Origin of the sequence: Okeania sp. SIO3I5, assembly GCF_010672085.1 — a bacterium.
Taxonomy (GTDB): Bacteria; Cyanobacteriota; Cyanobacteriia; order Cyanobacteriales; family Microcoleaceae; genus Trichodesmium.
Window position 1 is genome coordinate 1 of record NZ_JAAHHT010000046.1, and the last position, 15,340, is coordinate 15,340.

General features: G+C 38.0%; 18 protein-coding genes. 12 read left to right on the top strand and 6 right to left on the bottom strand.

Annotation, left to right across the window (positions count from 1 at the left end; genetic code table 11):
• Positions 1-12: 12 nt before the first annotated feature.
• The 6 genes from cobM to F6K40_RS13365 all read left to right on the top strand — a co-directional run bounded on the left by cobM (position 13) and on the right by F6K40_RS13365 (position 4,390).
• The gene (cobM, locus tag F6K40_RS13340) at positions 13-816 is read left to right on the top strand and encodes a precorrin-4 C(11)-methyltransferase (protein WP_293136623.1); all 804 of its coding nucleotides are present in this window, start codon (positions 13-15) and stop codon (positions 814-816) included.
• 926 nt (positions 817-1,742) lie between these two features.
• Positions 1,743-1,991 (top strand): hypothetical protein, encoded by a 249-nt coding sequence (locus F6K40_RS13345; RefSeq protein ID WP_293136559.1) that lies wholly within the window; start codon positions 1,743-1,745, stop codon positions 1,989-1,991.
• A complete protein-coding gene (locus F6K40_RS13350) occupies positions 1,988-2,431 on the top strand; it encodes a PIN domain-containing protein (protein WP_293136561.1) in 444 nt (147 codons plus the stop codon). The genes F6K40_RS13345 and F6K40_RS13350 overlap by 4 nt, the downstream gene beginning before the upstream one ends.
• A gap of 5 nt (positions 2,432-2,436) precedes the next feature.
• Positions 2,437-3,192, top strand: coding sequence for an SDR family NAD(P)-dependent oxidoreductase (locus F6K40_RS13355; RefSeq protein ID WP_293136563.1), 756 nt, complete (start codon positions 2,437-2,439; stop codon positions 3,190-3,192).
• 186 nt (positions 3,193-3,378) lie between these two features.
• A complete protein-coding gene (locus F6K40_RS13360; protein WP_293136565.1) occupies positions 3,379-4,047 on the top strand; it encodes a Uma2 family endonuclease in 669 nt (222 codons plus the stop codon).
• A gap of 85 nt (positions 4,048-4,132) precedes the next feature.
• Entirely contained in the window at positions 4,133-4,390 is a 258-nt protein-coding gene (locus F6K40_RS13365; RefSeq protein WP_293136567.1) for a hypothetical protein, read from the top strand.
• Positions 4,391-4,537: 147 nt separating this feature from the next.
• Here F6K40_RS13365 and F6K40_RS13370 read toward each other — a convergent pair whose 3' ends face one another.
• From F6K40_RS13370 to F6K40_RS13390, 5 genes are all read right to left on the bottom strand, one after another.
• Positions 4,538-5,446 (bottom strand): Rpn family recombination-promoting nuclease/putative transposase, encoded by a 909-nt coding sequence (locus F6K40_RS13370; protein ID WP_293136625.1) that lies wholly within the window; start codon positions 5,444-5,446, stop codon positions 4,538-4,540.
• A 190-nt stretch (positions 5,447-5,636) separates the two neighbouring features.
• A complete protein-coding gene (locus tag F6K40_RS13375) occupies positions 5,637-5,855 on the bottom strand; it encodes a DUF4351 domain-containing protein (RefSeq protein WP_293136569.1) in 219 nt (72 codons plus the stop codon).
• A complete protein-coding gene (locus F6K40_RS13380; protein WP_293136627.1) occupies positions 5,762-5,956 on the bottom strand; it encodes a hypothetical protein in 195 nt (64 codons plus the stop codon). The genes F6K40_RS13375 and F6K40_RS13380 overlap by 94 nt, the downstream gene beginning before the upstream one ends.
• A gap of 47 nt (positions 5,957-6,003) precedes the next feature.
• Positions 6,004-7,233: an RNA-guided endonuclease InsQ/TnpB family protein gene (locus F6K40_RS13385; protein ID WP_293136571.1), complete on the bottom strand. Its 1,230-nt coding sequence runs from the start codon at positions 7,231-7,233 to the stop codon at positions 6,004-6,006.
• Positions 7,234-7,337: 104 nt separating this feature from the next.
• Positions 7,338-7,571 carry a hypothetical protein gene (locus F6K40_RS13390; protein ID WP_293136573.1) on the bottom strand — a complete coding sequence of 78 codons (234 nt, stop codon included), beginning with the start codon at positions 7,569-7,571 and terminating at the stop codon, positions 7,338-7,340.
• Between the two features lie 197 nt (positions 7,572-7,768).
• Between F6K40_RS13390 and F6K40_RS13395 the strand changes: the two genes are divergently transcribed.
• The 6 genes from F6K40_RS13395 (at position 7,769) to F6K40_RS13420 (ending at position 12,783) form a co-directional block, all read left to right on the top strand.
• Positions 7,769-7,969, top strand: a complete 201-nt coding sequence (locus F6K40_RS13395; RefSeq protein WP_293136575.1) for a hypothetical protein — start codon at positions 7,769-7,771, stop codon at positions 7,967-7,969.
• Positions 7,970-8,188: 219 nt separating this feature from the next.
• The gene (gene rfbF, locus F6K40_RS13400) at positions 8,189-8,965 is read left to right on the top strand and encodes a glucose-1-phosphate cytidylyltransferase (protein WP_293136577.1); all 777 of its coding nucleotides are present in this window, start codon (positions 8,189-8,191) and stop codon (positions 8,963-8,965) included.
• A gap of 3 nt (positions 8,966-8,968) precedes the next feature.
• Positions 8,969-9,952 (top strand): GDP-mannose 4,6-dehydratase, encoded by a 984-nt coding sequence (locus F6K40_RS13405; RefSeq protein WP_293136579.1) that lies wholly within the window; start codon positions 8,969-8,971, stop codon positions 9,950-9,952.
• 10 nt (positions 9,953-9,962) lie between these two features.
• Positions 9,963-11,303 carry a lipopolysaccharide biosynthesis protein RfbH gene (gene rfbH / locus F6K40_RS13410; RefSeq protein WP_293136581.1) on the top strand — a complete coding sequence of 447 codons (1,341 nt, stop codon included), beginning with the start codon at positions 9,963-9,965 and terminating at the stop codon, positions 11,301-11,303.
• Between the two features lie 5 nt (positions 11,304-11,308).
• Complete coding sequence (rfbC, locus tag F6K40_RS13415) at positions 11,309-11,857, top strand: dTDP-4-dehydrorhamnose 3,5-epimerase (protein WP_293136583.1); 549 nt, start codon at positions 11,309-11,311, stop codon at positions 11,855-11,857.
• 26 nt (positions 11,858-11,883) lie between these two features.
• Positions 11,884-12,783, top strand: coding sequence for an NAD-dependent epimerase/dehydratase family protein (locus tag F6K40_RS13420; RefSeq protein ID WP_293136585.1), 900 nt, complete (start codon positions 11,884-11,886; stop codon positions 12,781-12,783).
• A 36-nt stretch (positions 12,784-12,819) separates the two neighbouring features.
• On the opposite strand, the gene F6K40_RS13425 is transcribed toward F6K40_RS13420, so the two are convergent.
• Positions 12,820-15,261 (bottom strand): tetratricopeptide repeat protein, encoded by a 2,442-nt coding sequence (locus F6K40_RS13425; RefSeq protein ID WP_293136587.1) that lies wholly within the window; start codon positions 15,259-15,261, stop codon positions 12,820-12,822.
• Positions 15,262-15,340 lie beyond the last annotated feature (79 nt).

The window sequence follows — 15,340 nt, forward strand, 5'->3', positions numbered from 1 at the left end:
ACAAGAGGTTTAATGAACAAAATTGAAAGTCTCAGAGCAGCAGTCTACATTGTAGGAGCAGGTCCTGGAGACCCAGACTTATTAACGGTGAAAGCTGACAAAATCTTAGCTACAGCAGATGTAATTTTATATGCAGATTCTTTGATACCCAAGCAAATGTTACGGAATGTGCGTCCTGATGCTGAGGTTATTGGAACAGCTAATAAAACTTTAGAAGAAATCTTACCTGTAATGATTGAGCGAGTGAGAAAAGGTCTTTCTGTGGTGCGCCTTCATTCTGGAGATCCTAGTTTGTATGGGGCGGTTTATGAGCAAATGCAACTTTTGGCTGAGGCGGGAATTGATTTTGAAATTGTGCCGGGAATTAGTGCATTTCAGGATGCAGCAGCTAAGTTAAAAGTGGAATTGACTGTACCTGGGTTGGTACAGACCATTATTTTAACGAGAATTAGTGGGAAAGCAACGGGGGTTCCTTCAGAAGAAGAGTTAAGTAGTTTAGCAGCTCATAGAGCAAGTTTATGTTTGTATTTGAGCGCTCGTCATGTGTGGGAAGCACAAGAAAAGTTGATGGAACATTATTCTGCTCAGATACCTGTGGCGATATGTTATCGGTTGGGATGGCCTGATGAAGAAATTTGGGTTGTACCTTTGGAAAAAATGGCTGTGGTGACTGAGGAGAAACAGTTAGTTAGAACAACGCTTTATGTGATTAGTCCTGCTTTGGAGAAGGTCGAAAAAGTAGGGCGTTCTGGTCTTTATAATCCCGAACATAGTCATTTATTTCGAGGGAAATATAACAGAAGTCAGGAGTTATAGAAGCTTGTAATATCATGTCCGGATAATTAGTGATAAAAAACTTTCTCTTCTTTATAGCTTAAAATTCCCTCCTCTTCCCTCATTTCTCCTGACTCCTGACTCCTGACTCCTCCATTTTTATTTATAACTATTCAACCGGACATGATATAATTGCCTGAAACTGTTGTGAGTGTCAAAGTTTTTAGCCTATCAAATCTGGCATTCTAAATTCTAAATTCAGTTACCAATTCACTTTAAGAATGTCACAAATAGTTTCAAACTTTAAACGTCAAATAATTGCCGGAAACTGTTGTGAGTGTCAAAATTTTTAGCCTATCAAATCTGGCATTCTAAATTCTAAATTCAGTTACCAATTCACTTTAAGGATGTCACAAATAGTTTCAAACTTTAAACGTCAAATAATTGCCGGAAACTGTTGTGAGTGTCAAAATTTTTAGCCTATCAAATCTGGCATTCTGAATTCTAAATTCTAAATTCTGAATTCAGTTAATGGTTTTGACTTTGGGTAAACTCTATCAGGAAGGAAAAATTTCATCTGGGGTTGGTTCGGAAATTTTAGGATGCGATCGCGCTTGAGTTCTATCGTCTGATTAACGAACAAGGTTTTGCTGTTATTGACTATACAGAAGTTGAGTTTGAGGAAGAGGCCGAAACCAGTCGGCATTTAGGTGAGAAATTGGCTGGTTTATCAAGTCAGAGTTGGACAAATTTGAGGAGGGGCGTTCATTAATGGATAATGGATAATGGATAATTACCTCTCCCTTTTACGGAGAGGATTGACTCAAAGGAAAAGATTTATTTTCTTCCCCTATCCAAGGGGAGGCTTTAAACCTGAATTATCTAATTATTTAATTGTCTAATTATTAATTATTTCGGTAAGCTGGGATAAGTAAAAATAATTTAATTTGAACTTTATTAAAATAGAGATGTTAAAGACGTTTTGGGGTACAGTTAAACAAGGCAAAATCGAATTGCTAGATCCATCAGAGTTAGTAGAAGGAACCCAGGTGCTAGTAACTCTGATTCCAAATGATGAAAGTGACAGGGAGGAAGATAAGTCCCTCAAAAATATTCCACATCAGCAAGATTTTATTGATCAGTTAAAAGCTAATCCTATGAGAGTTAGAAATTGGCTGAAGTTAAATAGGGAAGAACTGCACGATCGCTCTGGATGAATAATACAAATAAACTGGTTTTTATTGATTCTAATATCTGGCTTTATTGTTTTCTAAGTGGGCAATATCAAGACCCAGAAGAAGATGCTAGAAAAAGAATAGTTGCTAATAGTATTACTGATGTGGAAGGGATTGTGATTAGCAGCCAGGTGATTAATGAAGTTTGTTCGATTCTGAAGCGAAAGGTGGGTTTTAATGAGGAAGAAATATTTAATTTAATTGAGTCTTTTGAGAGTCGTTATCAAATAGTATCAGTTGATTTGTTAGTTGTTAAAAATGCTTCTAGGTTGCGACAGCAATACAGCTTTTCATTTTGGGATAGTTTAATAATAGCCAGTGCCTTAGAGGCTCGAATTACTACTCTTTATTCCAAAGATATGCAAGATGGACTACTGATACCAGGTACTCTGGAAATTATGAATCCATTTAAGGAAAACTAAATTGAATGACTAAATTAGTAGTTTTAATTACAGGAGTTTTGGGCGGTATTGGCAAGGCAACTGCCCAATTATTTCACCGGGAAGGTTGGTATGTGGTAGGTGTCGATAAAGGCAATATGCCCGATCCTACGGTGGAAATAGATAGGTTTTTTCAAGCTGATGTAGGGGACGTTTCTGCCTGGGAGGAGATAGCCCAGAAGTTGACAGGAGAGGTGGCCAGGGTTGATGCCTTGGTGAATAATGCTGCTATCCAAGTTTGTAAACCTTTGGTGGAAACTACTCCCCAGGAGTGGGATGGGGTGATGGCCGTGAATTTACGTTCTGTTTATTTGGCGGTGCGCTACCTTTATCCTTTGATGCAGGGTGGTGGGGGTGCGGTGGTGAATGTTAGTTCGGTTCATGCTGTGGCGACTTCTGCTAATATTGCTGCTTATGCTGCGAGTAAGGGAGGGATGTTGGCTTTGACGAGGGCCTTGGCTATTGAGTTGGCCAGGGAGCAGATTCGGGTTAATGCGGTTTTGCCTGGTGCGGTGGAGACGACTATGTTGTATGCTGGTTTGAGTCGCGGACATTTGCAGGGGGAGGGTGTGGCTGAGTTGGTGGAACAGTTGGGAACTAAGCACGTTATGGGTAGGGTTGGCCAGCCTGGGGAGATTGCTGAGGCCATTTATTTTTTGGCTGATGGGGAGCGATCGGCTTTTATGACTGGTCAGAGTTTGGTTGTTGATGGGGGGGCGACGGCTAAGTTGAGTACGGAGTAATGAGTAGCTAATCACTACAACCATTTGAGTCTTAATTTATTCAACTCATTGAAAATCTTGAGTATATGAAAGTAGTTATTCTAGCGGGTGGTATTGGCACCCGTCTTAAAGAAGAAACTGAATAAGGTAATTATCAATTATTAATTTATTAATTATTAATTATCCATTATCAAAAGGAGTATTAAGATGCTTATTTCAGAAGAAAAACAGGAGATTAAGTTAATAACTTTAGAAGAGTTTTGGGACTGGTATCCTGATGGTTATGGTCGGTTTGAATTACATAATGGGGAGATTATTAAAGTGCAACCTACTGGAACTGACGAACAAGTAGCTGGTTTTCTAGCATCAAAACTATCAGTTTACATTGAACGTCTGAACTTGCCATTTTTTATTCCTAGACAGGGACTAATTAAAGCCATAGATTCGGAGCAATCAGCTTATATTCCTGATGTAATGGTATTAGATTCTAATGCTATTAAAGCGGAAAATCCCCCCCAACCCCCCTTTCAAAGGGGGGAGGTTAACGAACCACTGTGGAAAAAGCGATCGACTATTACTAAAGGTACAAGTATTAAATTAGCCATAGAAGTAGTAAGTACAAATTGGCAAGATGATTATTTAATGAAGTTGGGAGAATATGAAAAATTAGGCATAAACGAGTATTGGATAGTTGATTATTTAGGGTTAGGAGGAAGGCGCTATATTGGCTCCCCAAAACAACCAACTATTTCGGTTTATCATTTAGTTGAAGATGAATATATACTAAATTTATTTACAGGTAAAGATGTGTTGGGTTCCCCTACTTTTTCTGAACTAAATTTGACTGCAGAACAAATATTTCAAGTCGGACAGTAATTTTCAGTTATCAGTTGGAAAAGGGAAATTTGTTACCTTTTTTTTCTTACTTTTGACTTTCTTTGGTAAAGAACTTTTATTCAGCATGATTAAAACTATTGAACTTTCTACTGCTTCTCAACCTTTGGCAGATTATACGAAAGATTTTAGTGAAAAAACGGTGATTTTAACTTTAAATCGTCGAGTAGTCGCTGCTGTTGTTTCGGTGCAAGATATTGATTTAGAGTCTTTTTCTTTAAGCGAAAATTCTGAGTTTATAGAGATTATAGAGCGTGCAAGGGAGGAGTTTAAAACTGGTAAGCGTGTTTCTTTGGCTGAGATGAAAGGGGAATTTTTGGGGTAAAATACTATTTTTGAATAGATTTATATTTGAGTTTTTATGGGTAATGAGGGTATGAGTGCTGGCCAGTTCTTGAAGCAGGCTAATAAGTTGAAGAGAGAAGGGAGGTTGGATGAAGTGATACATCGTTCCCCTTGTTTAGTTATTTTCTTATTGATTAGTTAACCAGTTTTCTAAGTCTGCTATTGTTGCTAAATCAAAAATTTCTTCACCTAAAATATCTAGTTTTTCCAGAGATAACTCCTCTATTTGAGTCTGAACTTCTGGAGGTATTTCTCCAAACAGGCGACGAATTTGACGCAAGATTTGTTTAACTACTTGTTCCCGTCCAATTTCTATTCCTTGATTTATCGCGAAACTAATTTGCCCTTTCTTATCTCTAATCGACTTTTCCTCTTGCTCTAATTCCTCTAATTCTGCATTGCTTAAATTTGCCCTATTCGCTATCTTTAATGCTGCTTCTATTTCTGATACTGATTCCAATGATTCTGGTATTACTTCTAAATTTGGTGCCGATTTAAGAAAATATATCCATTTATCACTCAGGGTTTCTAAAGCTGACAATTCTTTTGTAAATTTGGGTAATTCTACAAACATTAATGTTAATTCATCTTGATAATTAAACAACTCTGTTTCTTCTTTAAATCTGAATTTAGTAATCATTTTATCAAGACCCTTAAATAAAACAAAGTCGGCGATGGTTAAAGCTATAAAAGGTTGCAACATCATATAACCTTGCCAAACATTACGATCTAATTGATTTCCATAAGCTTTAGCTAAGTTATAAATTACTCGTTTTTCCAAATCTTCTACGTTCAATATTTGCATTTCAATGACCACGGTAGAACCATTATCTAAAACTGCTTTGACATCAAAATAAATTGTTTTTGCCGTGTTAGTAACTCCAGGGTTATAGGGGTTAATTATTTTCAGAGATTGAATAATATTTTGATTGTTATAAACTATGGCATTGAGAAAGCTAATGAGAATATTTTGACTGTGAATAGAACCAAAGATTTTTTTAAAGGCAAAGTCGGTTTTAGGGCTGATAAATTTCATGTTCATGGTTATATATCTTGCTGAAGGGGAATTTTTGGGATAAAATGATATTTTTGAATAGATTTATATTTGAGTTTTTATGGGTAATGAGGGTATGAGTGCTGGCAAGTTATGGAAGCAGGCTAATAGGTTGAAGAGAGAAGGGAGGTTGGATGAAGTGATACATCGTTCCCCTTGTTTAGTTATTTTCTTATTGATTAGTTAACCAGTTTTCTAAGTCTGCTATTGTTGCTAAATCAAAAATTTTTTCACCTAAAATATCTAATTTTTCCAAAGATAATTGCTCTATCTGAGCAAGATATTGATTGAGAATCTTTATTTCCCTACACCTCCCACACTCTCTACCTCCTGGCTGACTCTTGATAATGGTTCTAAGGGGGAAATAACGGGATCGAAGCGACAATAACACAGGATTATTGCTTTTTTCGAGCTATCGTCCCCATTAGGAAGGTACTCTTCTAGTCTGGTGATTACCCAGTCTGCTGTACAATACCTACACAATTCCGGCAAAAACAGGACAAACCTGGTAATGTCAGTTTTGCGGCTTGCTTCCTGCTTCAACCTGGGGAGTCGGCCCCTACCAGTTCACAGGCGTAAATTCGGGTGCAGCCCACCCTAGTAAATTGATTCACTTCCCCATACTGAGATAGCACAATCGCTGCATTCAAATCGCGGTCTATGGTCGTTCCACAATGAGGACAGTTAAAAGTGCGGTCGCTTAACGTTAATTCTTTATGAATATGACCGCAATTATGGCAAGTTTTAGATGATGGAAACCACAGTTCAGCTAATACAACAGTTCCGCCGTTGGCAACAATTTTGGTTGTCAATTGTTGTCTAAATTCATAAAATCCAAGCCTTGCTATAGATGCTGCTAACTTACCATTTTGCATCATCCCTTTGACGTTTAGATTTTCTAAACAAATGTGCTTATATTTACTTGCTAATTCAGTAGTAATTTTCTCGATAAAATCTTTACGTATGTTAGCAATACGAGCATGGTACTTGGCAAGTTTTTTGTAGTATTTAATCGCATTTTTTGAAGGTGTTTTGCCTTTACCAGCTAGTTGCTTCTTGCGATTGCGCCATTGAAACTTAGCCTGCTTTAACTGTTTAAATTTGATTGATTCAGGAATAGCAATAGTGCTGTTTTCTTCTGATGACCCTATTGTAGCAAACTGTTTAATACCAACATCAATACCCCTAAACTCTTGGGGACGTTCATCTAATAATGGATGAACCGGTAATTGTTCAGCTTCAATACTAAAGCTAACAAACCATTTTTCTCCTGTTCTACTAATAGTAAAAGTCTGACTTGCTGTCGTTAATGGTACTTGCTCGCATAACCGAAAAGTCCCTAATGTTGGTATTTTAATTTTGTGGCCAGCTTGAACCGTGGCTTTTCCATTGCCATCATAAACAGTAAAAGATTGCTTGTCTTTTTTACGCTTAAATCGAGGGTATTTGCTAGTCCCTTCTTTAGATCGTTTAAATGCTTCACCTAAATGTTTAAAAGCACTCTGATAAATACGAGAAGAATAGTTATTTGTCCAGGCATATTCTGGCTGGTTCTTTACATAATTAGTAAAGACTTTCTTGGCTTCATTTATGCGCTGGCTATAACTAAAATTAACCTCTTTACCACGCTGATTTACTTTGGTCATGTGCTTGGTTCCATTGACCATATTAAGGCCATAATTATACACAAAGCGGGCATAACCCGCACACTTAGCCATCAATGACCGCTCTTTATTATTGAGCTTTAGTTCTAGCTTAATTGAATACAAAGGACATCACCTCCAACCCTCATTATAAACTACGGTTATAAAAATATGCAGTCTAGCCCCATCAAGTTGTCTTCTATTGCAAGAAATTGCCAGGGATATTAACACTAGCAATTAGCTCCTTCTCTAACGTGGGTGGAACTTCCAGGGAATTTGGGGTCGATGAATTCTTCTACTTGCAAAAATTGTCTGAGGCGATTGCCTATTTTAGGTTTTGCCCCTGTGCTGGTGTAGTCCCACTGTTCATCTAAAATGTCTGTTAAGCCACCCATTGGTAGTTTGCGATTTTCCCATCCAGGTTGCTCTGGTTCGGCTATAAAAATTATCCATGTTTCGCTCATTTTTATTTTTCCTCGATGAAATTAGTAAATCCCAAAATTCAGTGGTTGGTACTGATAACTGATAACTGATAACTGATAACTGAAATGGCGGTTTTCCTCTTTTTTAGTCATGTATAGAGCTAACTTTTTTATATTAAATTTCTATCATATAGCATTTTCAAATTTTAGTAAATTAAAAATAATGGAATTTAAAGACTATGCTGCTATTCCCAAGGGTGATTTTAACTTTAAATGGTCGAGTAGTCGCTGCTGTTGTTTCCGTGCAAGATATTGATTTAGAGTCTTTTTCTTTAAGCGAAAATTCTGAGTTTATAGAGATTATAGAGCGTGCAAGGGAGGAGTTTAAAACTGGTAAGCGAGTTTCTTTGGCTGAGATGAAAGGGGAATTTTTGGGGTAAAATAATATTTTTGAATAGATTTATGTTTGAGTTTTTATGGGTAATGAGGGTATGAGTGCTGGACAGTTGTTGAAGCAGGCTAATAGGTTGAAGAAAGCGGGGAGGTTGGATGAGGCCAATATCCCTTTTTTTATGTTTTGGGAGCAAGTGGGTTTTTGGTGCGTCTGTTGTGGTAATCTTTCAAAACTGCAACCCCTGGGATTTTAGAAAAAAATAAAAATGAAAGTAGTTATTCTAGCGGGTGGTATTGGCACCCGCTTGAGAGAGGAAACTGAATATCGTCCTAAACCATTAGTGGAAGTGGGAGGACATCCGATTATTTGGCACATAATGAAGCTTTATGCCCATTATGGTTTTTTGGATTTTATTGTTTGTCTGGGTTATAAGGGCAATTTGATTAAGGAGTATTTTCTTAATTATGAGGCCATGAATAATGACTTTACGATTAATTTAGGTCGTTCCCACGAAATTGCTTATCATAACCTCCATAAAGAGCAAGACTTTCGCGTGACTCTCGTCAATACTGGTTTGGAAACTATGACGGGGGGGCGAGTGGCTAAAGTTAAACAATATATAGATGAAGATTTATTTATGGTGAGTTATGGAGATGGTCTGGCGGATGTTAATATTAAGGATTTGGTGGAGTTTCACAAGAGTCATGGAAAATTGGCTACGGTGACTACGGTACAACCCCTTTCTCGTTACGGGGTTTTGGATATTGACAAGGAAGCTAGGGTTTTAAAGTTTGGGGAGAAGATTAAAGATGACAAAATGGTGAGCGCTGGTTTCTTTGTTTTTGACCGTCGGGTTTTTGATTATTTATCGGGGGATAATTGTATTCTGGAAAGAGACCCACTAGAAAGGTTGGCGACAGAAGGTCAATTAATGAGTTATTATCATTCTGGTTTCTTTTACGCTATGGATACTTTTAAGGAGTATCAGCAGTTGAATAAGATGTGGAAGTTGGGTCAAGCGCCTTGGAGAATTTGGGAGTAGAATATGCTGGTAAATGGTTTTTGGGGCGATCGCTCTGTCTTTATGACAGGTTGTACTGGTTTACTGGGTAGTTGGATGGTGGCTGAGTTGGTGGAGCGGGGGGCCAAAGTGACTGGTTTGGTGCGGGACTTGGTGCCGAAATCTCGCCTTTATACTGATGATTGGGCGGATAAAATTAATATTGTCCGAGGTGGTGTTGAGGATTTGGACGTTATTGAGAGGGCGATCGCTGAATATGAAGTAGATACGGTTTTTCATCTGGCGGCCCAAACTATCGTAGGAGTGGCGAATAAAAATCCTTTGGGGACTTTTGAGGCTAATATTAAGGGAACTTGGAATGTATTGGAAGCTTGTCGTCGCGTGGGGGGTGTGAGTCGCATTGTGATTGCCTCCAGCGATAAAGCTTATGGAGACCAGGAGGTTTTGCCCTACAATGAAACTACCCCGTTACAGGGGGAACATCCCTACGATGTATCTAAAAGTTGCGCGGATTTAATTAGTCGTACTTATTATGTTTCTTATGGGTTGCCTGTCTGTATTACCCGATGTGGTAATTTTTATGGTGGGGGAGATTTGAATTTTAATCGGATTGTGCCGGATACTATTAGGTCTGCTTTGCGGGATAAACCTGTGACTATCCGCAGCGATGGTAGTTACATCCGGGATTATTTTTATGTTAAAGATGGGGTTTTGGCTTATTTGCATTTGGCGGAACAAATGGATAGAAAAGAAATTTTAGGGGAGGGTTTTAATTTTAGTAATGAGTTACAAATTACGGTTTTAGAATTGGTGCGTAAAATCTTGGTGTTAATGAATAAAACTGATTTAGAACCTGTTATTTTAAATCAGGCAACTAATGAGATTAAACATCAATATTTATCTGCAGAAAAGGCTCGTAAATTGCTAAACTGGCATCCAGAATATACTTTGGAAAAAGGTTTAGAAGAGACGATTCAATGGTATGAGGATTTTTTAAAGTTAGCTTAGGGATAATTTTATGACAATATCAAGCCCCCAATTAACAGAAATAGACTTGCGCCAAAGGGTTTTGGATGCAGTTTTGGAATACTACCAGTACAAGTTTCAGGAGAGGGAATTTATTCCTGGCAAAACATATATTCCTGTTTCGGGTAAAGTATTTGATGCTGACGAGTTGCAAAAATTGGTGGATTCTTCCCTGGATTTTTGGTTAACTACTGGTAGTTATGCTAAGGAATTTGAACAAAAGTTTGCCGAGTGGATGGGGGTTAAGCATTGTCTGTTAGTTAATTCTGGTTCCTCGGCAAATTTATTAGCACTTAGTGCTTTGACTTCCCCAAAATTGGGAGATAAGCGACTTAAACCAGGGGATGAAGTGATTACGGTTGCTGCTGGTTTTCCGACGACGGTTAATCCGATTTTTCAAAATCAGTTGGTGCCTGTGTTTTTAGATGTTAGGTTGCCTACTTATGATATTGATACTTCCCAGTTAGAAGCTGCTCTATCTCCTCGCACTAGGGCAATTATGATAGCTCACACTTTGGGAAATCCTTTTGATTTGACTGGGGTGATGGAATTTGCTCGGAAGCATGATTTATGGGTGATTGAGGATAACTGCGATGCGGTGGGTAGCGTTTATGAGGGTCAAAAAACGGGTTCTTTTGGTCATTTAGCTACTGCTAGTTTTTATCCCGCTCATCATATAACCATGGGAGAAGGGGGGGCGGTATTAACTAGGGATAGTCGCTTGAAGAAAATAGTGGAGTCTTTTCGAGACTGGGGTCGTGACTGTTGGTGTCCTCCTGGGGTTGATAATACCTGTGGTAAGCGGTTTGAGTGGCAGTTGGGAGATTTGCCTTTTGGTTACGACCACAAATATATTTATTCTCATGTGGGTTACAATCTGAAGATGACTGATATGCAAGCTGCTGTTGGTTGCGCTCAGTTGGATAAGTTGTCGGGGTTTGTGGCTAAACGTCGCGATAATTTTCGGTTTCTGTATGAAAAATTGAAGGATTTACAGGAGTTTTTGGTGTTGCCGGAAGCTACTCCTAATTCGGAACCGAGTTGGTTTGGGTTTCTTTTGGCAGTTAGGGAAGCCGCACCTTTTTCTCGTCGTGAGCTTGTTACTCACTTGGAGGAAAAACGGATTGGTACGAGGTTGTTGTTTGGTGGTAATTTGCTGCGACAACCGCTGTACAAAGGTTTGAATTATCGGGTTGTGGGAGAGTTGGAGAATACGGATGCGGTGATGCAAAATTGTTTTTGGATTGGGGTTTATCCAGGGTTGAGTGAGGAAATGTTGGATTATGTTGTTTTGACGATTCGGGAGTTTTGTTATGGTTTTAAGGAAGGGTAAGGAAAATGAAATTAATTGAAACAAAGCTTTCTGGTTGCTATCTTATCCAACCTAAAGTATTTCGAGATGAGAGAGGTAGTTTTGTCAAAACTTTCCACCAAGAAATATTTGCCGACTACAAATTAGAAACAAATTTTGTTGAGGAATACTATTCTATTTCTAATCAAAATGTTTTAAGAGGTTTGCATTTCCAACTACCACCCCATGACCATACTAAGTTAGTTTATTGTCTTTTTGGTCAAGTTATTGATGTTGTAGTTGATTTGCGGGTAGCTTCGCCTACTTACGGAAAGTACGAAACATTTGAGTTAAGTCAGGAAAACGCTTATGCAGCTTATATACCACCTGGTTTTGCTCATGGGTTTTGCGTGACTAGCGAGAAGGCTATTATGGTTTATAACCTTTCTACAGTTTATGCCCCAAATCACGATACTGGGATACGATGGGATTCTGTAGGGATTTCGTGGCCTATTACTAATCCTATTCTCTCAGGGCGCGATCGCGATTTTTTGGCTTTTTCTGAATTTGAAAGTCCTTTTGTTTATCAAAAATAAGTTGCTTATAAGTGGATAAAATATAGATGACAAAGCAAACAGTTTTAGTTACAGGTGCAACGGGTTTTATTGGCAGTCATCTAGTCAAACGCCTAGTTGCAGATGATTATCAAGTTGTTGTTTTGAAGAGGAGCTTTTCTGACACAAAAAGGATTAATGATATTCTGCCAAGTTTAGTCTGCTATGATATCGACCTCTGTGGAATAGAGCAGCCGTTTCAAGATTTAGGCAAAATTGATGCAATAATTCACCTAGCTACATTTTACAGCAGAGACCAAAAGAATCTCAGCAAAATGTTTGAAACTAACATCGCATTTCCTATGGAGTTAATGAAAGCGATGGTAAAGTTTGGTACTGGTATTTTTTTCAATACAGATACTTATGTTAGTAAGGGACAATCACCTTATTCAGGGGCATATAGTTACTCTATGTCTAAACAGCATTTTCGGAACTGGGGGGAACAATTTGCCTTAAATAGCAAAATTGCTTTTGCAAATGTTAGCATAGAACACCCTTTTGGTGCTGGTGATTACGACTATAAGTTAATTCCATACTTGATTAAGCAATTGTTGAATAATGTACCAGAGATAGAACTAACTTCTGGGGAGCAAAAACGAGACTTTGTTCATGTTGATGATGTGGTTTCTGCTTATGCTTTGTTAATAGATAAACTATCTAGAGACATTCCAGGTTATCAACAGTACGAGTTAGGTACTGGTCAAGCTATTTCTCTGCGTGAGTTTATTGAAATGGCAAAGGCGCTTACTAATGCCAAGACTGAGTTAAAGTTTGGTGCCTTGCCTTTGCGTGAAGGTGAAATTATGTTTTCTCAGGCTGATATCCAAGCTTTGACAAGAATGAGCTGGAAATGTGTTCAAAGCTTAGAAGAACGTTTAGGAAAAACTATTGAAGCAGAAAAAAATTGAATTACTTGGATGTTTGAAAAGTACCAATTTAATTTTTTAACTTTCCCCAAGTATTTTGGTGACTACTGTCTTCAATTTTTCTATATTCATTCTCCAACTATCAGCCACTTGCTCTCCTAGCAAATTGTACGCATGATGCTTTCCTAAAACCCAGATTAAACCATCATAAACATTTGGCATCCTATTTCTCGTATTTGAATGAGGATTAGGAGGAAATATGGTGATAACACGAGTATTAGGATTACACATAATAGCACAAGCTTGAATACCTGAACCCCACGGACTAACTAAAACGGAAGTATGGTGCATCAACATTGCTTTCTCTTCAAAACTCAACCTTTCGCCATAAACAATCGTAAATCCCAAACTTTCCATTAACTCCTCTACCTCTACTTCGTTAGCCATCCTTCTCAGCTTGGCATACCTTCTGGAAATATACACATAGCGAACGCGATATTCTGAAGGTATCCCCCCACGCTTGGCAACAATTGATTCTCTTAGTTTTCTGTAAAAATCGATGATCTCAACGCCGTGTTGATACCTACTAATTACCAAGTATTTAAACTTCTGCTCTTGCTTTACCAAAATTTTCTCTTTTGGTATGTTCAAATGACTAAAGATTTCCCAGTGGTCATCCGTAATATGGGGAACAAATATTTTGCAGGATAAATTCAGCTTTTGGTAAAGAATCAAGCTAGAAATTTGGTCGAACAGTAAATGACCGTAGTTCTGATGCGCTCCCCAAATCCCCCAAATGTTAGGCACGCCGAAAACTACTTCATCCTCGTAATAACTACCCAGTTTTTTTTGACCGATCGCAATTTCCTCTAAAAAGCCTCTAGGATCGGAAATAAGACCTTGTGAGAAATGCCAACCATCGGAAATTCCATAACCGTTGGCATTGTCACAGTTTAGTTTATTAATAAACTCTTGGGATATTCCATTGTTATAGTAAGAACAGGGTAGAATATATCCCTCAGAAAAAGCATAAGGAGGTTCGCAAATAAAATTCTTAAATATCTCTATAGTTTGCTTCTGCCTACTCAAATTAGGCAAAGGCAATTTTACTGTTTGCCCTCTATTTTCAAAATATTCTTTTTCTTCATCCATTAACTTGGGTAAATATTTCATCGTAGCTTCTACCTGAGATTTTGTTACCCATTCCTCTTCACCAATGACATAGCGCGCCGACGATGACAAACTATCAAAACATAACTTGTCAATCAATGGGAGTGGAATTTCCCTACGAAACACTTTAAACCTTTTCCAATCGGTACTATTTAGTCTCTGGGATTCTTTTTCGAGTAGTTGAGTAGCCATTTTGAACTGTTTGAATATATATATCCAATACTCATTTTGGAACTTTGGGGTAAGGATTTGAGAATCTTTTATAGAGATATCTAATGCTGCTAACAAATCCCTTTCAAGGCAATCATTTTGCGCAACCATAGCTTGCCCAAGTAATTCTTTTAACATCTTTTTTAGTTTTGGCAGTAACGAAGGAGCATCTTTCGCTATAGGGGCAGGAGAAAAATTTGTATTAAATAGTATTGTCTTTGTTAACTCAGCTAAAGAAACAACATCCCCAGCCTCTTGGCTTTTTTCCTCACCATGGTGAGCATACTGTTGAATAATTTCTTGAAAAACTCCCTGAGCCTCATCAAACCGAGATAATCTGATTAAAGCACTGGCTTTTTGGATAAGGAAATAGAGATGATTGGGTAACTGACTAGCAGCTCTTGCCCACCTTTCCAAAAGCAGTTCCCAATCTTTTAAATGATAAGCTACTACTGCATAGCCATGATAACCATCTGGTAGCTCTGGATAAAGTTCTATTAACTTTTGGAAAACTTCTTCCGCTTCCCTAAATCTACCCAAGCTTATCAAACTATGACCACAAGTTCGATAGACTGGCATCGGTTGTTGTGGGTTGAGAGTTAATGCTTTTTGGAAAAGCTCGACACCCTCCTTTATCTTTCCTTGCTTATGTAAGTTATTCCCACTCTTAAGATAATTTTTGGCAATATTTGTTTGCAACCAAGAGATTTTTTGAGTTGCCTTCAAGTGATTCGGATTAAAAGAAAGGACTTTTTGCCAAGTTATTAATGCCTGCCCAAAATTCGATTTACCTTCATAAGCTAAAGCTAAAGTTTGATGATAAATTGCCCAATCTGATTGTAGAGAAATAGCCTTTTCTGAAGAAGTAATCGCCTCATCTAGTTCTCCTTGCTTGATTAATGCTTCGGCTAAACTATTGTGCAAATTGGCAGAATTAGGATTAAGCTTAATAGCTTGTCGGTATTGGGCTATGGCATCAGACCATTTGTCTTCTTGAATGAACAATTGGCCTAGATAATAGTAATTCCAGGCAAAGTCGGGTCTTAGCTCTATGAGCCTTTGATACTCTTTGTAGGCAGAGTCTAATTTACCTGCTTTTAATAATTTATTGGCAGTCTTGAGAGAGTTAGTTATTACCATAAATTTTATCCAAAGAAAAAATTTTTTAATAAAGTCTAAGTTTGCCAGATTCTCTGGTCAAAACATTCAGTAAGCATAC